The following is a 23,659-nucleotide window of genomic DNA, read 5'->3' on the forward strand; positions in this document are numbered from 1 at the left end:
TAATAGTTTTATTTTTCAAAAACATAATAGTGGTAGGTTAGCCCCAAATGATTCACAAACAAATCCAAAATTTTCGCGAATGTTTTTAAGGAAGATGGTAAGTTTTTGGATTCGTTGGTAAAACCTTGCAAGACAGGTTTGGTCCAATCTAGTGTTTGAATTTTTTTGAATCCAACACCTTCTAAATCGAAAACAGTTTCTTCGGTTTGTTTTAGATTCCCCTTTGGGATGAGAAAGGGAAGATAAAGCCACCAATAGTTTTTGAATTTGTTTTCCTTAACTTGGAAATGAGTAAATACTATCCTTCCTCCGGGTTTCAAAACTCGGTAACTTTCTTTATAAAATGCAGGAAGGTTTTGAAAGTGATAAGAGGCATCTAAAGAAAATACATAGTCATAACTTACATTTGGTAACGATTCCATTACTTCCCAACTCCCTTTGAGAAATGGTTCGACTACTACATGATTAGAAGCAAACAACTGTTGTGCGAAATCCGACTGTTCGCCAGGAAGATTGATTGCCGAAAGAAGTTTTGGATGAAACTTCTTTTTCCAATACACCAAACTACCTCCGAGCCCTGACCCTACCTCTAAAATTTTTGTCTGAGGCGCCAGTTGGCAACCTTTGGCAAATTCAGAGACAAACCTAAGACCAGCCGTTTGATAGGAGGATTCCCCATCCCAATATCCAAAATTGGAAACGTAGTAGGGTGGTGATTGGGGAAGGATGGATGCGGGAGATTTAGAAAAGGGGAAGGGGGTCATTTTTTACTTGATGGATTCTCTATACCCTGCCGGGTATGTAGTATGAGCCTTTCGGAAAACCAAACTAAACTGATCCACCGTATCAATCGAATCCAGGGACAGCTGGAAGCAATCAAGAATACGATCACAACCGAAGAAAAAGACTGCGAAAAAGCAATCCTACTCTTAAAAGCAGCACACCAAGCCATGAAAAAATTTGGAGAGGCATACATCCACGAATATATGGATACCTGTTTTAAAGAAAAAAAGTCCAACCAAAGTATCGAAACCGACGTAAAAAAAGCCATTACTGCCGCATTCTCTCTCTAATCCCACCTTCCTCTAAAAAAAATCAATAAATCACTTGCCATATATACCCCATGGGGTATATATGGGTTTAGAGTCTATATACTATAGGGGGTATGGTAATGTTTCTAGCTTCAACAAAAACTTGGTATTTGGAACGAGTGGTTTATTTCATCGCTGGACTATTTAGTTTGGTGGGAGTTTCGCTCGGATTCTTTGTTTCACCTTGGGGATATCTTTTGAATCTGCTTGTGGGTGTGAACTTGGTTGTTTTTTCAACCATTGGTTTTTGTCCGATGGCAATTCTTCTGAAGAAACTTGGTTTTGAACCTAAGGTTAAGGATTAAGAATATGAAATTTATCATTAGCATTCTGCTTTTGGTCGGTCCGATGGCTCTCTTTGCGGAGGGCGTCGGATTTGAAAACTTGTGGAAACGAATCGAAGAAAATTCCTCAGCAAGAAAATCCAAATATTTAGAATGGAAAGCTGGCGAAATTGCAAAAGACAGGTCCGACAAACACTGGTTACCTAGGGTTTACACAGACTTACGTACCTTTCAAACGAATGATCCCACTCTCAACTTTATGGGAAAACTAAGCCAAAGGAGTGCTACCGACTCCGATTTTTCCACAGCATCTACAAGATATCGGCCAGGAAACTTTTTAGATTCGAATAACCAACCTTATTCCACGTTGAACTCGGATACAATGAATCTACTTGCCAAAGATACACTCAACTATCCAGGAAGTCATACTTATTCCCGTGGAACACTCGGTATGGATTTACCACTTTATGAAGGTGGCTCCGGAAAAACACTTGCTGCAATGAATGAAAAAAGATCTGTAGGTCTTAAATTTGAATGGCTTGCGGTTCGAGACAGAGAATTTGCTCAAGCAGGATTCTATTACAGGGCCATACAAACGTTAAATGAATACAAACGTAGGTTGGAACAAATTAAAAAAATTGAATCTAGATTCCAATCCAACTACTCCCTCGGAAATAAAGGAAATCCAGTTGGGTATGCCGGTTACTTAGCTTTAAAATCCATTAAAAATCAAATTGCAGTTCTTGAAAAACAATCAGATTTGCAAATTAGCGACTACAAAGAAACGTTATATGTTCTATCAGACCTCCCTCCCTCTGATTTAGAAATTATCGAATCGGATTTGAATGTATTTTTGGATACTCATTTCAAACGCCCCATTGGGTACGAAAGGTCCAATCAGATGAATGCCCAAATCAAATATGCTGAAGGGGAAAAACTCAAGAGCGAAATGGAAATGGCTAAGTTTTTACCAAAGGTCGGTGCTTATTCAGAAGCATACGGGTATCAAGGAAGTCGTAATACAGCTAACGCATACCAAGCAGGTGTGTATCTACAAATGAATCTTTATAATCCCAAGGATATGGGAGTTGTGGAAGAATCCAAACTCAATGCAGAAGCTGCCTTGAAAAAAATAGAAGAGAAAACTAAAGAAGAAGAAGCCCACGTAAAATCTCTTTTCCAAAAAGAAATTTCCCTAAAGGAAAGTCTTGAATTGGTAAAGGAAACAGTAAAATTCCAGGACGAACAGATTGTGAATATGCAGAGATTGTTTCAAAGTGGTGCGATTAATGCTATCCAGTTTGCCGAAACACTCAATAAATCTTTAGAACTCTCTCGTGTTTTAATGGAAACGGAAGTCGCTCTTTTACAAGTCAGAACAGAAACATCATTATTTTCAAATAAGGAAGAATCAAATGAATCCATTGGAAGAAATTAGAAAAGGATTTGCAGGAAGGCTTGCGGAAACCTTTCTGCATTCTCGTCTCACTCCGGTAATCGCCGTTGCGAGTTTGGTGCTCGGACTCTTTGCCGTATACTTAACCCCAAAAGAAGAAGAACCACAAATCTCTGTTCCGATGGTTGATATTCAAATTCCTGCACCTGGATTTTCTCCAGAAGAAACAGAACGTAAGGTAACAGAAGCTGTCGAACGGGCGGTCTGGGGCCTGGAAGGAGTCGAATATGTTTATTCCACAAGTAAATGGCATGGAAGTTATATTACGGTTCGATTCAAAGTGGGAGAACCGATTGAACCATCACTCGTAAAAATCCATCATAAACTGTTGGAGGTTAAGAGTTCTCTTCCTCAGAATACTTTAAGTCCAATCGTTAAGTCTTATTCCATTGATGACGTTCCCTTTCTTGCTTTGAGTTTCAGTGCAGAAACGATGAACGATTATGAATTACGCCAACTGGTAGCACCACTGGCTCGTGAACTTTCCTCCACTCCTGACTTAGCCAGTGTGCAAATGTTAGGTGGACTAAAGAAAGTGGTTCGAGTCAAAGTAGATCCGAATCTTCTTAGCCGCTACGGAGTTACAGCTATAGAAGTAGCGATGAGTTTAAAACAAAATGATGCACTCATCCCTGCAGGGAAAAATTGGTCCGGTGATTCTGTGATGGATATCGAAGTAGGTGGTGTATTAAAAAAAATATCAGATGTCAAACGCCTTCCTGTTGCACAACGCGGGGGACGAGTGGTTCGTATCCAAGATTTAGCAATTGTAGAAGAGGGGCCAGAAGAAAGGACTCGGTCTTCTGCACTATTTGACAAATCTCTCGGGGAAACAAAACGAAATGCGGTCACAATTGTATTTGCCAAACGAAAAGGTACAAACGTTGTCAATTTATCTAAGGATCTATTGGAAAGAGCTGATTTATTCCAAAAAGATTTACCAAAAGAAATTCGTTTGAGTGTGATCCGTGACTATGGAAGTACTGCAGAAGACAAATCACATGAATTAATCGAACACCTTCTCATTGCGACTATTTCCGTGACGGTTCTTATTGCGTTATGGATGGGTTGGCGTTCAGCACTTGTTGTTGCCATTGCCATTCCGGTCACTTTGGCACTGACTTTAGCAATCTACTATTTTCTTGGGTATACACTGAACCGTGTCACTCTATTTGCTTTGATTTTTTCAATCGGGATTTTAGTGGATGATGCAATTGTAGTTGTAGAAAACATTGAACGGCATTTGGAAGAAAATCCAAAGTTAGGAATCATTCGTGCCACTCTCGTCGCTGTATCAGAAGTAGGAAATCCGACCATCCTTGCTACCTTTACTGTGATTGCTGCTATTTTGCCTATGGCTTTTGTGCGAGGACTTATGGGTCCTTATATGAAACCAATTCCCGTTGGGGCAAGTCTTGCGATGATTCTTTCCCTCATCGTTGCTTTTGTCATTACTCCTTGGGCTTCCATTCGACTTTTGAAAGAGAATCATACTCATGTTGAGAACGGAACCGGTGATCATAAAATCTCCAAACTAGACCAAATTTATATCCGTTTTATGAATTGGTTACTCGGATTCAAAAAGAATGCCACAGTGTTTGGTGCGATTACCATTGGTTTGTTGCTAGTGTCTATGGCATTTGTTGGATTCAAGTGGGTGAAAGTAAAGATGTTACCTTTTGACAACAAAGAAGAGTTTCAGGTTTTACTTGATTACGAACCGAACACAACACTCACTCAAAGTATGGTCCGTTCCGAAGAACTGACAAAAATTCTTCTAAAAAATCCCAATGTAGAAAAAATTCAAATTTTCGCTGGGGAAGCGGCTCCGTTTTCTTTCTCAGGTATGGTGAAACATTCCTTTCTTCGAAATCTAGATTCTATGAATGATTTACAAGTCATTCTAAAGAACAAAAACGATCGTAAAGAATCGAGTCATGAGATTATAGAATCATTGCGAACCGACATACGAAAGTTTGGTGATCGTTACAAAGTTGTAACCAAAGTATTGGAAATCCCTCCAGGCCCACCGGTGATGGCAACGATGGTCGCAGAAGTGTATGGGCCAACAGCTTTGGAAAGGAAAAGAGTAACAGAGGAAATTTACAATATTTTTCGGGAAGAGCCAAGTGTTGTGGATTTAGATACATCACTCAGAAACGGCCGCCCGAAGATGGTGTATCCTATTGATTACGAAAAATCTGGACTTTATGGTATCAAAACTTCCGCTTTGGCTTATACAGGTTCGATTCTTTTCTCTGAATCTCCTCTAGTCAGTTTAGCCACCGCGGAAGAACCGGAAGAAGTAACAGTCAATCTTTCTATGGTCCAGAGTGCTCGTGGTTCCAAAAATCCTTTCCAAAACCAAAACATCATGTCCATGGAATCAGGTGTGGTTTCTTCAGAACGGGTTTTAGGAAATCCATATAAGGAAGAAGACCGGGCTTTATTCCGTAAAAATCTAAAACCAGTCAACTATGTGATGAGTGAACTTTCCGGGGCCGAAGAAGCTCCCGTTTATGGAATGCTCAAACTCGCACCAAAAATCAAATACCAAACACAAACAGCCGATGTTCCTTGGAATACGAGAGAACCTGTGATTAAGTGGGACGGGGAATGGTTTATCACCTATGAAGTGTTCCGTGATCTTGGAGGAGCTTTTGCAGTTGTGATTTTACTGATTTATGTTTTGGTTTTAGGTTGGTTTAAAAGTTATACAGTTCCCCTTGTGATCATGGCACCCATTCCAATTTCCCTTATTGGAATTTTACCGGGTCACTTTGTGATGGGTGCTTACTTTACCGCCACATCCATGATTGGGTTTATTGCAGGAGCTGGGATCATTGTTCGAAATTCAATCATCCTAGTTGATTTTATCGAAGGTGAAATCAAAAAAGGTGTCCCTCTTAAAGAGGCGGTAGTTCATGCGGGAGTGGTTCGGTTTCGACCCATGTTACTCACTGCTTCGGCCGTTGTGGTCGGATCCTTTGTGATGTTATTCGATCCTATTTTTCAGGGTCTTGCCATCTCACTAATGTTTGGTGAAATTGCAGCAACTGTTCTCAGCCGGTTTGCCGTTCCCGTTTTGTATTACTGGTTTATCGGAAAATCAAGACAGGGTGTGATCAAACATGGATAAAAGAATATAATTTTTGGATTGGATTCTAAAATAAAAAAGGCTGAAGTGTTTTCAGCCCTTAAAGTAAATACCCTTTGGTGTAAAATACCAAGGGGTATTTTTTATCTAACGTCTAATTAACGAGTTCCCTCGTTTTTAATTTCACTATGATTCTTATACAATCCAGTTGCTGTTAGAGAAGGTGCTCTCAGATGGCCTGTGTATTGTGTATAAGTAGTGCTACCACTCACGATGGAAGATTGGCATTTGTCAAGCCCACCAGAACGGTTGTATCCACAAGAAGAATGGTATGCCACAGCATAGTCATCTTCTCCTGGTAGAATTGCAGAAGCTCCAAATGCACCTTTGTAACCAGGTACATGGTGGATCTGAATTCCGCCCGTATTGTTATGATTGAATGCCCCGCGAGCTGTGGATACGATGAGAGATTTGTCCATCGCATTACCACCAAACCCAAACGTTGCACCGTTTAAAGCAGAAGCCAGTTCCGATCCACCAGAAGCTGCAGCAAGAGCTGTCACTTTGGTTAGATTAAAACCTTTTGCTGATGCCGTAGAACCAAGGTTTGACAACCAGAATTCAATCGCATAACATCCTGCCGAGTGGCAAACCACTTTGCAGGAGTTGGATCCTTTGCAATAGTTTGTAAGCCCTGTGGCAATGTTTGTTTGTGCACGAGCCGATCCGTAAGTTCTAGGGTCAGTTTTCCCATCGTAACCGATGAAAATTTTAGATCCAGAAACCGTATTCGCAGAGGTTCCCCAATACGAATTTACGTCTGTCGTTCCCACACCGTTGTGGTTTTTGTCTGATTTTCCGTGAATGAACACGGTGTATGTTTGTGCACTGAGCGATCCCGCAAATAACATCGCTAGTACAGTAGTGGTGATGGTCTTTCGCATTTTTTTTCCCTTTCCTGATTTTCTATATTACGACACAAATTACATAAATAAGTCAAATGTGTCAAATTATATATCATGAAGGCAAAAAAAAGGCCAGCCGGTTGGCTGACCTTTGTCCTTTTTCCTCTTTTAAAGAAGAATGGGAATGATCCGAATCCTATCGGTATCCTTCTTTTTTGATTTCGCTGTGGTCTAGGTAAAGACCAGTGGAAGTCACGGAAGGAGCACGGTAGTGTCCGCTGTATTGTGTGTAAGTTACATTGGAATTAAAAGGCCAAATTCCTTCACTTTGAGTGAGAGAAGATTGGCATTTGTTAAGGCCACCTGCTTTGTTGTAACCGCAAGAAGAATGGTATGCTACTGCATAGTCATCTTCTCCAGGAAGGATGGCAGAAGCTCCGAACATTCCTTTGTATCCTGGTACATGGTTCACAGCAACACCCGCAGTGTTGTTATGGTTGAAGGCACCACGAGCAGTCCCTACGATAAGAGATTTGTCCATCGCATTTCCAGCAAATCCAAAGCTAATTCCATTGAGTGCAGAAGCAAGTTCTGATCCACCAGAAGCTGCAGCAAGTGCAGTTACTTTTGTTAGATTAAAACCTTTGGAAGAAGCCGTTGAACCTAGGTTAGACAACCAATACTCAATTGCATAACATCCTGCCGAGTGGCAAACCACTTTACAAGTGTTTGTTCCTTTGCAATAGTTAGTAAGACCTGTGGCAATGTTTGTTTGTGCACGGGAAGATCCGTAAGTTCTAGGATCAGTAGTTCCATCGTAACCGATGAAAATTTTAGATCCAGAAACGGTGCTAGTGGAAGATCCCCAGTATCCGTTTACGTCTGTTGTTCCCACACCGTTGTGGTTTTTGTCTGACTTACCGTGAATGAACACAGTGTAAGTTTGGGCACTGAGCGATCCTGCAAACAGCATCGCGAGTATTGTTGTGATTGAGCTACGCATCTCTTTTTTCCTTTTCCTTTCTTTAAATGATTCCGGTTACCTATCTCCAACCTTCGGTTTTGATTTGACCGTGGTCTAGATAGAGTCCTGTAGATGAAACAGACGGTGCACGGTAGTGACCACTGTATTGGTTGTATGTTTTATTGGATCCAAATGGCCAGAGACCTTCATACTGAGTGAGTGAAGATTGGCATTTATTTAGGCCCCCCGCACGGTTGTATCCGCAAGAAGAGTGGTAAGCAACAGCGTAATCATCTTCTCCAGGAAGAATGACAGAAGCACCAAACATTCCTTTGTAACCAGGCACATGGTTCACAGCAACTCCAGCTGTATTGTTATGATTGAAAGCACCACGAGCTGTTGTTACGATGAGTGATTTGTCCATTGCATTCCCACCGAAACCAAAAGTGATTCCATTGAGAGCATTTGCCAGTTCCGATCCACCAGAAGCCGCAGCAAGGGCTGTTACTTTTGTAAGGTTAAAACCTTTTGCGGAAGCAGTAGAACCGAGGTTAGACAACCAATATTCAATCGCATAACATCCCGCAGAATGGCAGACAATTTTACAAGAGTTAGATCCTTTACAGTAATTAGTAAGACCAGTGGCTATGTTTGTTTGTGCACGGGAAGATCCGTAACTTCTAGGGTCAGAAGTTCCATCGTACCCGATGAAGATTCTTGTTCCACTAACAGAGTTTACTGAGGAACCCCAGTAGCTGTTTACGTCAGTAGCGCCGACACCGTTGTGATTTTTGTCTGATTTTCCATGAATGAAGACTGTGTATGTTTGGGCGCTTAGGGATCCCGCTAAGAGAAAGGCTGTAATCGTGGCTAGTATGGTTCGCATTTGGTTTTCCTGTTTCCGAAGGTATGTTCTCTTTGTTTTATAAGTTTGGCAAAAGATTGACAAGAAATTTTTTTCCAGGTTTAGACAAATTTTTAACATATTTTTGCCATTGTCGGAGTTTCTCGGACAATGTTTAGGAGAGGATCCTAGGATTTTGCTAGGGGGATGTGGATGGAGAAAAGGGTTTTCCCTGGCTGGCTTTCGACTTGGATGCTTCCGTTGTGGTTCTGGATGATCTTTTGAACTATGGAAAGGCCGAGTCCGGTTCCCATTCCCAGTTCTTTGGTGGTAAAAAAGGGCTCAAATATACGGGGCAGGATGTCTTCCGGGATCCCTTTTCCATTGTCTTCGATGGTGACAAGGGCCTCGGTAGGTTCCTCTTTGAGAAAAATCCGGATTTTCCCTCCCTCTTTGGGACAGGCCTGGATGGAATTGTAAATGAGGTTCGTCCATACTTGGACGAGTTCGTCTGTATAGCCGAGGACCACAGGATCCCCGCTGACCTTCCATTCGATTTCAATGTTTTGTTTCCAACTCGTAGAATACATAGAGAGAACCGAATCAATTCCTTCTTTGAGCGAGAGGAGTTTTTGGGACTCTCTTGGACCAGAGTAGGAATGGTGTTTCAGTGCGAAGACAATTTTTGAGGCCCGTTCCACAGCCGTTTCAATAATTCCCAAATGAAACCCAATGACAAAGTCGTTCAGCTGCGATTGGAAAATGGTTCTTCCTTCTTCTGTATCGAAAAGTTCTTGGTATTCCGCTGGGATTGTTTCGATTTTAAAATCAAAACATGTGTCTGCCAGGGAAATGGGATCGGGAATGGATTTTGATTTAAAGAAAGCAATGAGTTCTTTTTTTCTTTTAAACCGAGAGGTGACTTCTGAGCGTTTTTGATTTTTGAATTCTGCGATAAATCGTTCCGCTAAAAGAAAATTTTCTGTTTTGTCGGGATTTGGAACGTTCGATTGTCCATCTTTAATAAACTGAATACTCCCTTTAATGGCTGCTAGTGGGTTGTTGATTTCGTGGGCAACACTTGCCGCAATTTTACCAAGAGTAGACATCCTTTCTGCTTGTAGAAGTTGTTCTTGGGTTTCTCTTAACTCTAAGATGGTTTGGTTTAATGATTCCGTTCGTTCTTCAATTTTTTGTTCCAATTGAAGTCTTGCATCCCGAACAATCGATATCATTTCATTGAAACTATTCGATAACTCTCCGATTTCGTCTCTACTTGATACTTTGACGGTAACAAATAAATCACCAGAATGCATTTTTCGAATTCCCGCAAGAAGTCTTGTTAGCGGGTAAACAATACTTGTTTTATGTAATACCGGATACAACATAAAGATTGTAAATAAGGAAAATAAGAGTGTTACAATTAACCAAACCACGGTTTGGTGCACTACGTTTCTGTATTCGATATAGGGAATTGCGATTAAAAAATGGTGGTTTTTAGCGTAAAATTCAGATATCCAGTAAATCCCCTTGGGGTCATTAGAAAATGACTCAACGGTAAAAGACTCAAAGGAATTTGGTCTGTTTTGGATTTGGTTTATGTTTTCCTTTGTAAAATTAATTTTGTTGATACGAAAAGATTGGCTCTGCATATCAATGACAAGATCGGAAAGATATACAAAAGGGAATGTTGTTCCTAACTCCAATTGTGTTTTGACACTATGTTTTTCCCGACTCATCTCATTTTGAAAGTCGATTCGGAATCGATTGAAGAGGAAATTTGCAACAATTGAAAGGATCAAATATAAAACGGTTAAGTTGAATGTCATGATTTTGAATCCAACTGTGGAAGGGATTGTCTCTTGGTTGAGTGACACCAACACAAGAATGGTCATGATAATAATTGTTAGGTTAGTGAGTAAAAATAAAAAGGTAGGTTTACTGAAGTAGTTCAGATCTACTAAAATATCTGCAAAAGCTAAAGAGAGAATTCCTAATATGGCTAAAAGAAATCCCCCTGTATTTCGTTTTTGAGATCCGTGAAAACGAAGGAACTTAGCTGTTAGCACTGTGATCGTATTCCCAAGAATCAAACACAACACACCTGCAATCGAAAGTATTGAAAGTTGAACAATCGTTGAGGGCGAATTTTGATCGGGAACGTAAAATTCCATTTTAGGATCAAAATGGATCTCCCTGTAAAAGAATCCTGTCCCATTGGCAAGGATGGCAGCGGTTGCCAGTGCGATGTGGATCCGAAGGCTCCACTTTTTCCACCTGGGAAAACTATTTTCCTGAAATCCAAAGGCAAGGTTCGAAGATGCTACCCCCAAAATCAAAATGAATGGGTTTTTCAAAAAAACAAAAATATAAGCAGTCCAGGGTGCCACAAACGAATTACAAATCGACCAGGCCACAGACCAGAAAAAAAGACAGATCAGGGGGATGAGTAGGCCACGAAAGGTAGGAGTTAGATCCTCTTTGCGGGACATAAAATAGACAAAGGCAATCCCACTCACCAAACAGAGCCCAAAATAGAAAAAACTATATAGATTCAGTAAGGGGACCAAGCAATCCAGATATTCTCGGTGTTTGACTTTAGGCAAGCATTTCGTTTGGACTGTCGGATTTCGTTTGTGCGCCGCACAAAATTTGACTTGCTCGTGTGACCCTCTAGGAAACTCTGGACTTATTGTGCGATGCACAAATAGAAGTCTCCCACAAGAGGACCCAATGCGAAAAAGAAACCCACTCATCCAAATCCTAGGAACCAGCCTTCTGGTTTTAGTTTTTCTGACGGAATCTTACGGAAAGATAAGTTCGGCAGGCCTTACGGTTCGAAACGAATCCTCCAAAAGAAAATTGGAAGCCTACATAGCCAAACACCGCCCCAGTTTATCCTCCCAGGAGAGGTCGGATCTTGTTTCTGCGATGGAACGAGCTTCTCTGAACTTGCGCTTTCCTGTAGGAAAAAAACAAGAACGTTATGACAAATTAGGATTTTTGGTGGGCCTTGTGCATACAGAATCCCAATTCCATAAAAGGGCCAAGTCTCATAAGGGTGCTCTGGGTCTTATGCAAGTGATGCCAGCGACTGCAAAATGGTTGGCAAAAAAAGAAGGGATCCCCTTTTCTTCAGAAAAAGATTTATATGATCCGGAAACCAATTTGTATCTGGGTGTTTTGTATATGAATTATCTTTTGGAAAGAACTGATTCAGTAGAAGCGGCACTATTATCTTATAACGCAGGACTTGGTGGTTATAAACGGTTTGGAGGCATTCCAGAGTATTCACGATCAGTGTACCGTTACTATGAAGATTGGAAATCGATGCCAGTCCCAACACAAAGTATGATTTCTGAAACCGTTGCCAGTCTTCTTTCTATTTAAATTTTACTTTACATAGTTCCAAAACCGACAAGGCTCTTATCCGTTTTACAAAACAAAAGGATGGGAGCGTATGGATTTAATTCGTAGATACGGTGTGTATCTAGCAGTTGTTATATTGGTTGTGATTGGCCTTATCTTTTTTTTATTTAAGGATAATGCGGGTTCTGATCAAGATGCTAGTGAAAAAGCCAGACAAGAACGGATGGCAAGTAGCTCTGATCCAACGCAAGGTGATGATAGTTCTGGAAGTGGTTCTGATGGATCCAGTGGGATTCCCGATGATGGAGCCACTCCTGAATATATTTTAGAAAAGTATTTAGAATGGTCGGAATACCCTCCGTTTTCAAGACCGATGTCTATTTTAAATCATGACTTAGCATTTCCTTTTATCATCGAAACCTCTCCCGACTATTCGATAGATCCAAAAACGAACGAACCAACAGGTTACGTATGTTTATTCCAACCAAAAACTTGGGCAGTCATTGGAAACAAGGACATGATGTATGTGACTTTAGAATGTCGCGACAAAGCTAGAAACCGTGTGAAGGTATCTATCGATTCTCACCAAGTATTTAAAGAATGGGAAGGCCAAAGGTTTGGAGTTGTCAGTGCATCAGTGAATGACAATGGAACGGATGGTGACCAAACAAGAGGAGATAACATTTTTACTTTTTCTTGGAAACCACAAAAACCAGATTGGGGTCAAATGTCTCTCGTTGCAGAAATTACTTATGGGCCAGAGAATCTAAAGACAACTTTAACCTCTAGTTTTTTTTCCAGTCCATCCATCCCTGCTGAATTTAATGGAGTGTTCTCTGATTCCTTACAAGATGGATCTCTTATCGTGAGAGCAGTTGTGAATGTATATAAAAAAGGGAAATACCATTTGGAGGCGAATTTAAAGGACGAAAAGAACGGTGAATACGTCGCCTATGCTGTGTATGATGGTGATTTAGTTTCCGGTTCCAATGAAGTAGAATTTACTTTTTATGGTAAAATCCTTCGCGATAAAGATTTAGATGGTCCTTTTTTGGCCACATCTTTCCGTGGCCACCGTGTGAATTTACCAATTGATCCTGAGTGGTTCAACCAAGGTGCCGAAGGACTTCGTAAAATCCAAGCGGCAAAAACAACAGAACCGGATCGTGAACTTGTCATCCCTTATAAGGATGAATACAAAACGAAGTATTATAAAGTGGAATCCTTCTCGAATGCTGCTTGGGATTCAGCCGACAAACAAAATCGCATTCGTCAAATTAAATCATTGCAATAAACTATGTTAGAAAAAACCAAAACCTTTATAAGAAAGAGACCTATTTTAAGTCTCTTTCTGCTTTTTATCCTAACCCTTCCTGTCACTCTACACTTTTTGTTTTGGGGACTCGTATCATTAAAAGCTCCGAACTACCAAGGTGAGATTGTTTCAGACAAACTTACCTCCAAAGTAACTGTAATCCGGGATGGTGCTGGAATTCCTCATATTGTGGCTGGTGATGCCAGGTCCGCCTACTTCGCATTAGGTTATACCATGGCCCAAGACCGAATTTTTCAAATGGAATTACAAAGAAGAATCGGAAAAGGAGAACTCACGGAAATTTTTGGTGATAAATTGATTCCTACCGATCAGTTTTTAAAATCTCTTCTTTTGAAAAAAACAGCAGAAGAATATGCCAACCAAAAGGAACATATTTATCCTGAAGCCTGGAACCAACTGGATTGGTTTTTGGAGGGTGTGAATCATTTTCTCTCCGAAGACAATCTACCGATCGAATACACGATACTCGGAATCAAACCCAAACCATTTGATCGGGTCGATGCCATTTCTTTCCTATTTTATATGGGTTTTTCCTTTGCAGAGGGAATTAAATCGGACAGTTTGTACAGCATCATGGAATCGGAGTTAAAGGGTCGTTCTGCAAATGAACTGTTCCCGCGGTATGACTTTGAAAAAAATGCTACCATTTTGGAAACACAACCTGGTGTTCAAAAGTTGGCACAAAATCAGGGTTTTAAAAAATTAAATCCAATCCATACCCAAAGTCAAAACCATTTCCTAAAACCAAATCAACAGAACCTAACCAGTGGATCCGATGTTCTCAATCTAAAACAACTTGTATCCTTTGTAAACCAACTCCAGTTGCCGATTGAACCTTTGGAGGGAAGTAATTCTTGGCTTGTGGGTCCGAGTCGATCCGAAAGTGGTGGGGCCGTTCTTGCCAATGACCCACACATTGCCCTTTCCAATCCCGGTGCCTGGTATGAAGCTTATATTGAATATCCAGGATATGAAAACTATGGATACTTTTTATCCATCATTCCTTTCCCTCTCATTGCACATAACAGGGACAAGGCATGGGGACTTACGATGTTGGAACAAGATGATGTGAATTTGTATTTGGAAACCATTGATGGGGGGAAATTCAAAACAGGGACTGGTTGGAAGGATCTGACTTATTACCGAGATCCCATCCGAAAAAAAGATGGAGTAGAAATTCCATTTGAAGTAGGAATCACAAACCATGGCCCACTCATCACAGAACATATCGTAGGTTACAAAAGCCGGCCAGTCAGTTTGTATTGGTCCCACCATCATTTACAAAACCCACTCCTCGATGTTCTCTTTCAAATGGGGAAGTCAAAATCATTTACAGAACTAGATGCCGCTTCTTCCATGATTGGTGCTCCTGGTCTTAATTTTAGTTATGCGGATAAAAATGGAAACATTGCCTACTATGCTGTAGGAAGGTTTCCGATTCTAAAGTCTGGAAACCCACGTAAAATTTTAGAAGGTTCCACTGGGGAAAATGATGTGATTGGTTATGTTCCAGCAAAAAACAATCCAAAAATCATTAATCCTAAAAATGGAATCATTGTCACTGCCAATAACCAAGTAACCAGTAATTCCCTCCCAGGGCTTGGAAAACCAGAAGGAAATTGGCAACCACCAGATCGTTTTCAGAGGTTAGTTGGGATTTTGGAAACAAAAGAAAAGTGGAGTTTGGAAGAACTTGCTGCCATTCAGAATGACACAGTATCTTCCTTTGCACCAGAGTATTTGGATCTTATTTTATCCTCTGTTAAAGATCCCAAAACACCTAATGGGAAAAAGGTATTAGGGATCTTAAAAACTTGGAACTTTGAACATTACCCAGAATCACAAGGTGCCGCTGTTTACGATGTATTTTTTTACATCACTCTTCGTGAGTTATTAATCGACGAAATGGGACCCGCCAATTTTGAGTTATACGGAGATATTGCTGAATATTGGAATGCTTACCGTCGTTTTGTCCGTAATCCCGACTCAACTTTTTGGGATGACCTACGAACCGAAGGTGTTACTGAATCAAGAGAGGATATTTTGAAAAGATCGATTGAAGAAACGGGAAGGTATTTGGAAAAACATCTATCTGCTTCCCCAAGTCTTTGGACCTGGAAAAATTTATACAAAATCAAACACCCTCATCCCCTTGGCGTATTGCCAGTGATAGGTGGTATTTTTGATATTGGACCTCTTCCTTCTTCTGGGGGTGCTGAGGTTGTGAACAATTTGAAATACAAACTCATGAAGGAAGATTGGACTGCCTTTTCTGGGCCTTCCAAAAGACGTGTGATTGATTATGGTCGTTTTGAAGAGTCTGTTACCCAACTTCCCATTGGAAATAGTGGAAACCTAGCCAGTCCCTTTTATGGAAACTTGGTAGACGACTATATCAATGGGGTCCATAGAAAAATTCTTTATTCAAAAGAACAAGTGGGAGAAGGTAGGTTTCGATTGGAATTTCGACCTCGATAATTTTTAAATTTTCCCCACCAGATGGTGGGGATTTTCCTTTTTTCTGCTACGAGACAATCTTTTTTGGTCGATCCTTAAACCAGATGTTCCGTTCCTTTCTACTCAGTACATTCCTTGTGACGGTTACCTTTGCACAGTCCTCTTCGGATCGCATGGCCTTTGCCTTCCGTAGCCAAGCCTCTCTTGACCCACTGCGTATGATTGTTGTGGGTGAGGTTGTGGGAATCGAAAAAGCTAGTTATTATGAAGTGGATACACTTTCCCAAGAATTAGAAGTGGATACAAGACCAGATACAGTCACAATCAAAGTCGCAGATCCTAAGGGAATTCGCGTTGGACAAATTTTATACCTGCTAGAAAAAAACCAAGACCACAAAACATTCCGAGATGGAAACATTGTGGGGATGATTACTGTAAAGTCTGTTTACCAAACTACTTTTTTTGGCTGGCAAGTCCGTGGGGAAGGTTATCTCCGATTGATTGAAGATCGTCAAGTAACGGCCGCTAGGTTACTCGATACAACCAAATATGATGAAGCTTTTATGGCAAAAAAACAAGGTGATCATTATTTTGCGAAAGGCCAAATGGAAGAAGCTCTTCGAATGTACAAACATTCAGTATCTCTTGACCAAGGTTCCCCTGATTCTCATTATGCGCTTGGGAAAGCCCATTGGAAGGATGGGGAAGGGTATGTATCTACGGCATTCGAATATTCTATGGCTTGGAAAAATAGAGAGCGATTTTCAAATGCCCAAGAACGATTGTTATTTCTTTTAGATTATATGCGATTTTTGACTTTCTATTTCAAGGTAGAAGGAAAAGAAAATAAAAAACAATTAGAACTTATGCCTCAAGTGGCAAAAGAAGCGCGTAATTTTTATCCCAAAAATTATGAAGTTTGGTTGTATAGTTTTGAAACATCGTTTTTAAATCTTCTTCACTCCAATATGACAGATACTGGCGTCGATGGAAGGAAAAAAAGAGAAGAATGGGCAGAACGTTCGGAAGAATATTTAAAGAAAGCCTACTCTTTAAGAAAGTCTGATTATTACCTTCATAAACTGGCTTGTGAGTTCTATCACCTGAAATGGAAAGAAACTCGTGGTTCTATCAAAGAAACTGAATACAGAGACAAACTTGTGGAACATGGGAAATTGTTACGCCTCTACTATACTGGGGAAACTACTTTATCAGAAGATTTATTAAATGCGATTCGGTTGGCAGAAAAACAATCTGGATCTGGATCATTCTGAGAGAATTTTCATACTCTTTTCAAAAAGATAAGACTCTAAATGCAACATATCGTCTGGGGCAGAGCTGAAATAGTTTACCCCAAGATGGTAATGATCTCCACGATCTAAAAATCGAATGATTTCCCCGCGGATGATCATGGTACGTTCCTTGTTTAATGGAATAAACATTTTGATGATATTGTGTCGTTTTAGATATTGAAACAGACGTTTGTCATAAATTTCAAATAGAAGGCCATCGAGAGAAATATCCACAACCTTTGTAGTCGATTGCATGGTTTCATAACTTCCATGTTGGATAGCAATTTTTGTGAATACATAACTAATGATTTCTGCTAACTCAAAAATATATACCGCTTGGTTTTGGGAGATGGTAAACCGTTCCATGGCAGTGGAATATACTTTGATGTATCCCACCACATCTTCGTACAATCGAATGGGTGTGATCACGTAAGAAACATAAAAGTCGCGAGATTCGTGTTTACGCATGGATTCAAAAAAATCCAAAGCAAACTCTGCCCCAAATTCCTTTGTCATTTCTTTGTGTTCATTATGGTAGTTGAATAGGATCTCATCTTGCGGGTCATTGATATAAGAAGTGATTCGATTGCAATCAGGAATATAAAGGGATTTACCAGTTCGTAAGATGGTTTTTTTTACAAAGTCTTCATATTCATTTAGTTTCTCTTCAGGTTGGAAAAAATGAATTTCATAGTCTTTGGAAATACGTTCGATAGCCTCCGTTAACATTACGTTAATGAGTTTGCTATCTGGCCTATCCTTTCGTACTTCTTTCATTAGGTGAGGGAATCTACTTTCTGCGTAGAGGTTTTTTCCCACTTCTCGTGATCCACCAGTTAAACTTCTAAATAAAATGATAAAGTTCATAAACAAATCATCAACGGGAATTCGTTTGTTAGTCCTTAATTGGTAGGACTGTAACTCGGTAGGAGTTTTGATGACTGTTTTTTCTTTTTGGATATCAAGAATCACTACCTCAAATTGGTAGTTGATATTCATCACTTCAAAACGAACCCGTGCCCGCCTTGACCCTTGTTCCACTAAATCGGGAATCATAAGGGTGACTGTATGTGATTCTATTTCTTCTACGGCAGCAACGAGAGTTTCGTCTTCGTAGATAAATTCAAATTCTCTGTTATCGGCTTTCAGGTAGTAAAAGAGGTGTTTTACGATATTGACATCCGACCCAATGATGGTTTCTTCAAATAACGATTCTAAGATCGTTATGAGTTCCTGCATCGAATCTGTTCTGCCGATTGCCATACTAAAATTATCGATTTTCTCGAGGCGAAAATCGATTTTCAAGTGAGGAAAATGTGCTAGGAAACGGCAGAATTCGCCGAAATGGGAAGTATATGGAACTAACTCTCCCAAAACATGTAAATCCTGAACTTATGCCAATGATCCGACAAGGGCTTCTCAGTCCGGAGAAATTAGCCATCCTAACCGAATTGCATAGCATTGTGGAACGATTTTCCGGTTCCTTATATACAGATGAGGAAACACAAAAGAAAATTCTCGAGCGCACTGGATCCGTTCCAGACCTCATCACTTGGGGAGATTATTTCCAAACCGAAGTGGCCTCACGTTATTTTTTAGAATCGGAAGAGTCACTTCAGAGAATCATAGATACCATCCGTTTTGATCTCATCTCTGCCCATTTGATCTTTAGTGGAAAACCGGACCATTACAAAGACAAAATTCGAGCTGAAGTTTTGGTGAGTAAGGGGATTGATGCAGCTCTTCCGAATCAAAATTTGGAAACCCAACACCTAGAAATACTACTCAACTACTTTGAAAATATGGAGATCGGGAACAAACCTTTATCTTTACAAGATAAAGCCTGGTACGAATCCTTTCAGATAGATGAAATCGCGATTTGAATCCAAAGAGTATGAATTCCTAGAAATTGAATCCCGTGTAACCGAAGATGGAAAAATCGTTTCCATCTTCTTAAACAATCCTACTTCCCGCAATTCCATGACCTGGAAAATGGGGGAAGAGTTCGCAGACCTAATCCATTCCATTAAAAAAGAAAAAGTCCTACCACGAGCTATCATCATTTCTGGTCGTAAGGATGTGTTTTGCGCCGGTGGCGACTTAAATTTATTAAGATCCTTTTCTGAAAAATCTTTCTCGCAAAACAGACGTGATATGAGAAAATTCTACGGTTTCTTTTTATCCGTTCGTAAATTACCTGTTCCGGTCATTGCAGCCGTCAATGGACATGCCATTGGAGCCGGGCTTTCCTTAACCTTTGCTTGTGATCTAAGAATTTTTGCAGAAGAAGGAAAGTATTCCTTTAATTTTGTAAGACTAGGGATTCATCCCGGAATGGGTTCTAGTTTTCTTTCCCCGGAACTACTCGGGAAAAGTTTGGGTGGAAGATTATTACTCACAGGGGAAACTTTTGATGGTAAGTTTGCGAAAACTTGTGGCCTAGCCCTTGACAGTGTTCCCAAAACAGAAGTATATGCTCGTGCGATGGAGCTTGCTTTGTCTTTGTCAAAGGCCGCACCTCTCGCCTTACAAGAATTAAAGAAGAATTTATATTCCTGGAAACAGCTTGATAGCGCTCTAAAAAAAGAAGCAGAATCTCAAGCCCGAAACTTTATTTCAGACGACTTTAAAGAGACGATAAAAAGTATCCTAGAAAAGCGGGAACCAAAGTTTACTGGCAAATGAAAAATTTAGAAGGTTTCTAAATTTATGACTCGACAAAGATTCTTTAAGAGGTTACATCAAAACTGAATGGCGGATCTTCCTCTCAATCCTGATTGTTTTGCCTGTGATTATAAAAATCACAATGTTCTACACTGTGCTGCACATGAAACTATCGAAAGGATTAATGAGGGTAAAGACTTCACTATCTTTCCTAGGGGAAAACACTTAGTGACTTCCGGAGTCAAAGCAGCGGGTTTTTTCTTCATCAAGTCCGGCCTTGTTCGAAGTTACGTCCAACTTGCTAGCGGAAAAGAACAAACCTTACGTCTGAGTGGACCGGGAGACTGGGTTGGCTTTCGGGATTGTATTTCCGATTCCACATCTCATCACAATGTAGTCGCCGTAGAAGATACCCATGCTTGTTACATCACAGGTGCCCTCATCGAAGCCTTAGTGAATGATGATATCAACTTCCAAAAAGAAGTTTTCCGGCAAATGGCAAAGGAATGGCAGGAGATGGAGGAACATGTTGTTTCTCTAGGAACCAAACAGGTCCATGAAAAATTAGCAGAAATTCTTATTGTTTTAGACAATGCCCAAGGTCGTAAAAATCAAGTGGAACTGAAAGTGACACGCGATGTCCTGGCTACATTTATTGGAACTAAAACCGAAACATTGGTTCGTGCTCTCTCTGACCTCAAAGCTCGGGAATTCATTTCCGTAGACAAAAACCGCATTGATATTCTGAACAGGGAAGCTTTGTATTCCCTTTCAAAAATCGCCTAATTTTTTTCACATGTCTATTAAGCCCCTGCTTCGGAATTCCGATGGTAGAAATGATTGATAATCAAGGTAGGGTCTGTTGCCTGATTTTACCTTAAGTCACTCCCGGGGGGGCTTTCCGAAAGGATTCCCCCTTTTTTTATTTCCCTTGTTTCTTTCCAAGCCATCTAAAATCTGGAGGTTACATGTCTAGAAACCGAGGCCAGAGTCCTAGTTTATTTGGGAATCCCATCCTTCATCCCCTGAATGTAATTCTCATCATTAATTGTCTTATTTTTTTTCTCCAATACTTTGCCAACCAACAGTTAATTTATCGATTTGGTTTAACACCTGATTTTGTGTTAGGTGGCGCTGTTTGGCAAGTTTTCACTTACGGTTTTTTACATGCGGTAGAACTCATTCCATTTCACTTACTAGTGAATATGTATGGTATGTACATGTTAGGAACAAATATCATTCCTATCATTGGAAAAACTAAATTTACCATTTTGTATTTTGCATCCCAAATTGGGGCAGGAATTTTTGTGGTTCTGTCTGCTTATCTGAACGAAGTGCTCGGTGGGAATATTCCATTTTTAGAATCTATGACTACCCAAACTATCGGCGCTTCCGGTGCTCTTTTTGGACTTCTTGCTCTCTTTGGAATTTTTTATCCCAATGCGGAACTGCTTTTATTTATTTTTCCAGTGAAGGCAAAAAATGCGGTTTGGGTTTCGCTTGTGATTGGATACTTGATCTCTCAAATCGGCAATGGAGCCATCTCCAATACTTGCCATTTGGGTGGGGCACTTACTGCTTTACTTCTCTATAAACTTTTCCAAAAACAAATCAAACCAGGAAGTCTTCCTTACATTCCTGGTATGGAATGGGAAGCGCCTAGAGAAACAAAAATCCAATCCAAAGCCAAACCTACAGTGGTAGAGGATATTTTCCTAAACCAAAAGAAAATCAACGAAAACCTTCTAAATCAGATCCATTCTAAAAAAGACAAGGCCTCCGTAATAAATTATTTACAAGGATTACAAGTGGCTGATGCAAATATTTGTCCTCCTCCTACGTATAACACCGAGGATCCTATTTGTTTGCGTTGTGAATGGTTAGCAAATTGCGCACTTCGAAAGGTAAAAGAATAATTTTTCGTCTAATTTCTTGACAGTCTTTTAAGATGGGGATAATGAAAACCATGCCTGTAGAAAAGAAATCCTCAGTAGAAGAGGTTTTAAAACGCGAAAAATTAACAAAAGAATTCGAAAGAGAAAAACGTAGTTCGGAGCAAAAAGCAATCGAACAAGCAGCAGCTAAGTTATCTGCACAGAGCCCAGAAACAACAGATACAGCAAAAACTTCCAAATTCATAACCAATATCGATATTGCGTTTTCGCAGGCAAAAACCGACATTCGTTTCTATTTCCTAAATGACGGAACTTATGCAGATGATTTTAAGAGGATGTTCGAAGAGAACGAATCTATATTCAAACGTTATGGAATCACAAACCAAAAGTATTTGGAATACGTCCGAGAGTCGTTTGATCGTTATAAAAAAATCCATAATATGTTGCCCCTAGACCCAATGAAACCCAAACACTATAAGTATGTGGAAGATTCCATTTTGGAGCTTGTACGTATGTTCAACCAACGTTTTGGGAAATAACCCCGCAGGGCAGTGTCAGTAAAAAACATGGGATTTCCCTAAAAAGCTGAGAAGAATCTTTCTGCCACTTGTTGGTTTCCATAGAGGGATTTTTTTGAAGGAACATTGGAAACGCATTCTTATTTTTTCTGTTATTGCCATGGTGTATTTTTTTTGGGTGTTTGTTGGGTATGATTTAGCAGGGGTTCTTAGCCTCGCATCTTAAGGTCCTCCCCACATTCTCTCTTGACACCTGGGTTTTCTACCAAACATGCTAGGAATATGGTGGAATCAAGAAAGACATCCGAAACAGACATCCGGCTCGACCTAAACGTCCGAGGAACCGGGGTCTACCAGTTTGATACAGAAATCCCGTTTTTTGAGCACATGCTCTCCCATATCTCCAAACATGGTCTTATCGATATGGATCTCAAACTCCGAGGGGATATTGGGATCGATTGCCACCACTCTGTGGAAGACACCGCCATCCTTATGGGACAAATGATCCACACCCAGTTAGGTGACAAAAAAGGAATCTTTCGATATGGTCATTTTACTTTGCCAATGGATGAAGTCCTCACAACAGTTGCTGTGGATCTAGGTGGAAGGTTTTATTTTAAATACACAGGCCCTCCAATCGATGGGAAATTTGGAATTTACGACGCAGAACTAACACTCGAGTTTCTTCAAAAATTTGCTCTTAATGCTAAGATGAATTTACATGTAGTGGTGCATTACGGTGAAAATCGCCACCACATCCATGAATCTATATTTAAGGGACTGGGTAAGGCTCTTCGCCAAGCGATTGCTATTGATAGTGGCGCAAGTGATCAAATTCCATCTACCAAAGGTATGTTGGAGTGATTGCAGTTTTAGATTTTGGAATGGGAAATATCCATTCCTTACTAAAAGCAGTTTCCTTATACACAAGTGACTTCCAATTTACAAGTGATATAGAAACAGTCAAAAAAGCAGATAAAATCATTTTGCCTGGAGACGGGCATTTTGATAAAGCCATGCAGAATTTAAATGAAGCAGGATTTTCTTCTGTTTTAAAAGACCACGTGGACGCTAAAAAATCATTACTCGGGATTTGCATCGGGTATCAAGTGTTATTTGAAGATTCTGATGAAACTTCTAAAACAGGAACAACCATTCCCGGTCTTGGTCTCATCCGTGGAAAAATTAGAAAGTTTGAAGGGAAAGTTAACCTCAAAGTTCCTCACATGGGTTGGAACAAACTCTTTGATATCAAATCTAAAAATACAAAATTACTCAAAGGCATTCCGAACGAATCCTATATGTATTTTATCCATTCCTACAGACCTGTGGGTGTAGACCGATTGGATATCACGGCTAACTGTCATTATTACGGGGAATCTTTTCCTGCTGTTGTGGAAAAGGAAACTGTGTTTGGAACCCAATTCCATCCTGAAAAATCAGATATCACAGGACTTGGAATCCTTAAAAATTTTATAGAACTTTAA

21 protein-coding genes are annotated in these 23,659 nt (G+C 40.2%); 15 read left to right on the forward strand and 6 right to left on the reverse strand.

The features are described 5' to 3' along the window. Nucleotides 1-8: 8 nt before the first annotated feature. Entirely contained in the window at nt 9-764 is a 756-nt protein-coding gene (locus LEP1GSC199_RS13290) for an SAM-dependent methyltransferase (protein WP_002984223.1), read from the reverse strand. A 42-nt stretch (nt 765-806) separates the two neighbouring features. On the opposite strand from LEP1GSC199_RS13290, the gene LEP1GSC199_RS13295 reads away from it, so the two are divergent. The 4 genes from LEP1GSC199_RS13295 (at nt 807) to LEP1GSC199_RS13310 (ending at nt 5,970) form a co-directional block, all read left to right on the forward strand. Next, nucleotides 807-1,073, forward strand: a complete 267-nt coding sequence (locus tag LEP1GSC199_RS13295; protein ID WP_002984317.1) for a metal-sensitive transcriptional regulator — start codon at nt 807-809, stop codon at nt 1,071-1,073. Nucleotides 1,074-1,171: 98 nt separating this feature from the next. Further along, nucleotides 1,172-1,396, forward strand: coding sequence for a YgaP-like transmembrane domain (locus tag LEP1GSC199_RS13300; RefSeq protein ID WP_002984290.1), 225 nt, complete (start codon nt 1,172-1,174; stop codon nt 1,394-1,396). Nucleotides 1,397-1,400: 4 nt separating this feature from the next. Continuing rightward, on the forward strand, nt 1,401-2,813 hold the full coding sequence (locus tag LEP1GSC199_RS13305; protein WP_002984193.1) for a TolC family protein: 1,413 nt from the start codon (nt 1,401-1,403) through the stop codon (nt 2,811-2,813). After that, complete coding sequence (locus LEP1GSC199_RS13310; protein ID WP_002984211.1) at nt 2,791-5,970, forward strand: efflux RND transporter permease subunit; 3,180 nt, start codon at nt 2,791-2,793, stop codon at nt 5,968-5,970. The genes LEP1GSC199_RS13305 and LEP1GSC199_RS13310 overlap by 23 nt, the downstream gene beginning before the upstream one ends. Before the next feature lie 116 nt (nt 5,971-6,086). Here the strand turns inward: LEP1GSC199_RS13310 and LEP1GSC199_RS13315 are convergent, their stop codons facing one another. From LEP1GSC199_RS13315 to LEP1GSC199_RS13330, 4 genes are all read right to left on the reverse strand, one after another. Next, on the reverse strand, nt 6,087-6,872 hold the full coding sequence (locus tag LEP1GSC199_RS13315; RefSeq protein ID WP_002984104.1) for a hypothetical protein: 786 nt from the start codon (nt 6,870-6,872) through the stop codon (nt 6,087-6,089). A 157-nt stretch (nt 6,873-7,029) separates the two neighbouring features. Continuing rightward, the gene (locus LEP1GSC199_RS13320) at nt 7,030-7,836 is read right to left on the reverse strand and encodes a hypothetical protein (RefSeq protein WP_002984147.1); all 807 of its coding nucleotides are present in this window, start codon (nt 7,834-7,836) and stop codon (nt 7,030-7,032) included. A 40-nt stretch (nt 7,837-7,876) separates the two neighbouring features. Then, nucleotides 7,877-8,683, reverse strand: coding sequence for a hypothetical protein (locus LEP1GSC199_RS13325; RefSeq protein WP_002984263.1), 807 nt, complete (start codon nt 8,681-8,683; stop codon nt 7,877-7,879). 146 nt (nt 8,684-8,829) lie between these two features. Next, entirely contained in the window at nt 8,830-11,211 is a 2,382-nt protein-coding gene (locus LEP1GSC199_RS13330; RefSeq protein ID WP_002984299.1) for a HAMP domain-containing sensor histidine kinase, read from the reverse strand. A 163-nt stretch (nt 11,212-11,374) separates the two neighbouring features. Here LEP1GSC199_RS13330 and LEP1GSC199_RS13335 point away from each other — a divergent pair, with 163 nt between their 5' ends. The 4 genes from LEP1GSC199_RS13335 (at nt 11,375) to LEP1GSC199_RS13350 (ending at nt 17,077) form a co-directional block, all read left to right on the forward strand. Further along, nucleotides 11,375-12,031 (forward strand): lytic transglycosylase domain-containing protein, encoded by a 657-nt coding sequence (locus LEP1GSC199_RS13335; protein WP_002984048.1) that lies wholly within the window; start codon nt 11,375-11,377, stop codon nt 12,029-12,031. A gap of 70 nt (nt 12,032-12,101) precedes the next feature. After that, a complete protein-coding gene (locus LEP1GSC199_RS13340) occupies nt 12,102-13,304 on the forward strand; it encodes a hypothetical protein (RefSeq protein ID WP_002984247.1) in 1,203 nt (400 codons plus the stop codon). A 3-nt stretch (nt 13,305-13,307) separates the two neighbouring features. Then, entirely contained in the window at nt 13,308-15,824 is a 2,517-nt protein-coding gene (locus LEP1GSC199_RS13345; protein ID WP_002984336.1) for a penicillin acylase family protein, read from the forward strand. 83 nt (nt 15,825-15,907) lie between these two features. Continuing rightward, entirely contained in the window at nt 15,908-17,077 is a 1,170-nt protein-coding gene (locus tag LEP1GSC199_RS13350) for a tetratricopeptide repeat protein (protein WP_039926822.1), read from the forward strand. Here LEP1GSC199_RS13350 and LEP1GSC199_RS13355 read toward each other — a convergent pair. Next, the gene (locus LEP1GSC199_RS13355; RefSeq protein WP_002984062.1) at nt 17,069-18,358 is read right to left on the reverse strand and encodes a PilZ domain-containing protein; all 1,290 of its coding nucleotides are present in this window, start codon (nt 18,356-18,358) and stop codon (nt 17,069-17,071) included. The two genes, LEP1GSC199_RS13350 and LEP1GSC199_RS13355, sit on opposite strands and share 9 nt — an antisense overlap. A gap of 92 nt (nt 18,359-18,450) precedes the next feature. Between LEP1GSC199_RS13355 and LEP1GSC199_RS13360 the strand changes: the two genes are divergently transcribed. The 7 genes from LEP1GSC199_RS13360 (at nt 18,451) to hisH (ending at nt 23,659) form a co-directional block, all read left to right on the forward strand. Further along, nucleotides 18,451-18,978 (forward strand): hypothetical protein, encoded by a 528-nt coding sequence (locus LEP1GSC199_RS13360; protein WP_002984213.1) that lies wholly within the window; start codon nt 18,451-18,453, stop codon nt 18,976-18,978. Continuing rightward, entirely contained in the window at nt 18,962-19,780 is an 819-nt protein-coding gene (locus LEP1GSC199_RS13365) for an enoyl-CoA hydratase/isomerase family protein (protein ID WP_002984310.1), read from the forward strand. The genes LEP1GSC199_RS13360 and LEP1GSC199_RS13365 overlap by 17 nt, the downstream gene beginning before the upstream one ends. A 66-nt stretch (nt 19,781-19,846) precedes the next feature. Further along, nucleotides 19,847-20,545, forward strand: a complete 699-nt coding sequence (locus LEP1GSC199_RS13370; protein WP_002984204.1) for a Crp/Fnr family transcriptional regulator — start codon at nt 19,847-19,849, stop codon at nt 20,543-20,545. A 182-nt stretch (nt 20,546-20,727) separates the two neighbouring features. Continuing rightward, nucleotides 20,728-21,675, forward strand: coding sequence for a rhomboid family intramembrane serine protease (locus LEP1GSC199_RS13375; protein WP_002984362.1), 948 nt, complete (start codon nt 20,728-20,730; stop codon nt 21,673-21,675). 41 nt (nt 21,676-21,716) lie between these two features. Next, a complete protein-coding gene (locus LEP1GSC199_RS13380; protein ID WP_232420779.1) occupies nt 21,717-22,193 on the forward strand; it encodes an LIC11177 family protein in 477 nt (158 codons plus the stop codon). A 261-nt stretch (nt 22,194-22,454) separates the two neighbouring features. Continuing rightward, the gene (hisB, locus tag LEP1GSC199_RS13385; protein ID WP_039926823.1) at nt 22,455-23,036 is read left to right on the forward strand and encodes an imidazoleglycerol-phosphate dehydratase HisB; all 582 of its coding nucleotides are present in this window, start codon (nt 22,455-22,457) and stop codon (nt 23,034-23,036) included. Then, complete coding sequence (gene hisH / locus LEP1GSC199_RS13390) at nt 23,033-23,659, forward strand: imidazole glycerol phosphate synthase subunit HisH (RefSeq protein ID WP_002984308.1); 627 nt, start codon at nt 23,033-23,035, stop codon at nt 23,657-23,659. The genes hisB and hisH overlap by 4 nt, the downstream gene beginning before the upstream one ends.

The sequence above is a fragment of the Leptospira vanthielii serovar Holland str. Waz Holland = ATCC 700522 genome (genome assembly GCF_000332455.1).
GTDB classification, from domain to species: domain Bacteria; phylum Spirochaetota; class Leptospiria; order Leptospirales; family Leptospiraceae; genus Leptospira_A; species Leptospira_A vanthielii.

Bases quoted from the DNA above. Each gene is read 5' to 3' on its own strand.
- LEP1GSC199_RS13335 (WP_002984048.1), top strand. From the start codon at position 11,375: ATGCGAAAAAGAAACCCACTCATCCAAATCCTAGGAACCAGCCTTCTG.
- LEP1GSC199_RS13315 (WP_002984104.1), bottom strand. From the start codon at position 6,872: ATGCGAAAGACCATCACCACTACTGTACTAGCGATGTTATTTGCGGGA.
- LEP1GSC199_RS13365 (WP_002984310.1), top strand. From the start codon at position 18,962: ATGAAATCGCGATTTGAATCCAAAGAGTATGAATTCCTAGAAATTGAA.
- LEP1GSC199_RS13380 (WP_232420779.1), top strand. From the start codon at position 21,717: ATGAAAACCATGCCTGTAGAAAAGAAATCCTCAGTAGAAGAGGTTTTA.
- LEP1GSC199_RS13320 (WP_002984147.1), bottom strand. From the start codon at position 7,836: ATGCGTAGCTCAATCACAACAATACTCGCGATGCTGTTTGCAGGATCG.
- LEP1GSC199_RS13345 (WP_002984336.1), top strand. From the start codon at position 13,308: ATGTTAGAAAAAACCAAAACCTTTATAAGAAAGAGACCTATTTTAAGT.
- LEP1GSC199_RS13375 (WP_002984362.1), top strand. From the start codon at position 20,728: ATGTCTAGAAACCGAGGCCAGAGTCCTAGTTTATTTGGGAATCCCATC.
- LEP1GSC199_RS13295 (WP_002984317.1), top strand. From the start codon at position 807: ATGAGCCTTTCGGAAAACCAAACTAAACTGATCCACCGTATCAATCGA.
- LEP1GSC199_RS13300 (WP_002984290.1), top strand. From the start codon at position 1,172: ATGTTTCTAGCTTCAACAAAAACTTGGTATTTGGAACGAGTGGTTTAT.
- LEP1GSC199_RS13360 (WP_002984213.1), top strand. From the start codon at position 18,451: ATGGAACTAACTCTCCCAAAACATGTAAATCCTGAACTTATGCCAATG.
- LEP1GSC199_RS13355 (WP_002984062.1), bottom strand. From the start codon at position 18,358: ATGGCAATCGGCAGAACAGATTCGATGCAGGAACTCATAACGATCTTA.
- LEP1GSC199_RS13290 (WP_002984223.1), bottom strand. From the start codon at position 764: ATGACCCCCTTCCCCTTTTCTAAATCTCCCGCATCCATCCTTCCCCAA.
- LEP1GSC199_RS13370 (WP_002984204.1), top strand. From the start codon at position 19,847: ATGGCGGATCTTCCTCTCAATCCTGATTGTTTTGCCTGTGATTATAAA.
- LEP1GSC199_RS13340 (WP_002984247.1), top strand. From the start codon at position 12,102: ATGGATTTAATTCGTAGATACGGTGTGTATCTAGCAGTTGTTATATTG.
- LEP1GSC199_RS13350 (WP_039926822.1), top strand. From the start codon at position 15,908: ATGTTCCGTTCCTTTCTACTCAGTACATTCCTTGTGACGGTTACCTTT.
- LEP1GSC199_RS13305 (WP_002984193.1), top strand. From the start codon at position 1,401: ATGAAATTTATCATTAGCATTCTGCTTTTGGTCGGTCCGATGGCTCTC.
- LEP1GSC199_RS13325 (WP_002984263.1), bottom strand. From the start codon at position 8,683: ATGCGAACCATACTAGCCACGATTACAGCCTTTCTCTTAGCGGGATCC.
- LEP1GSC199_RS13310 (WP_002984211.1), top strand. From the start codon at position 2,791: ATGAATCCATTGGAAGAAATTAGAAAAGGATTTGCAGGAAGGCTTGCG.
- hisB (WP_039926823.1), top strand. From the start codon at position 22,455: ATGGTGGAATCAAGAAAGACATCCGAAACAGACATCCGGCTCGACCTA.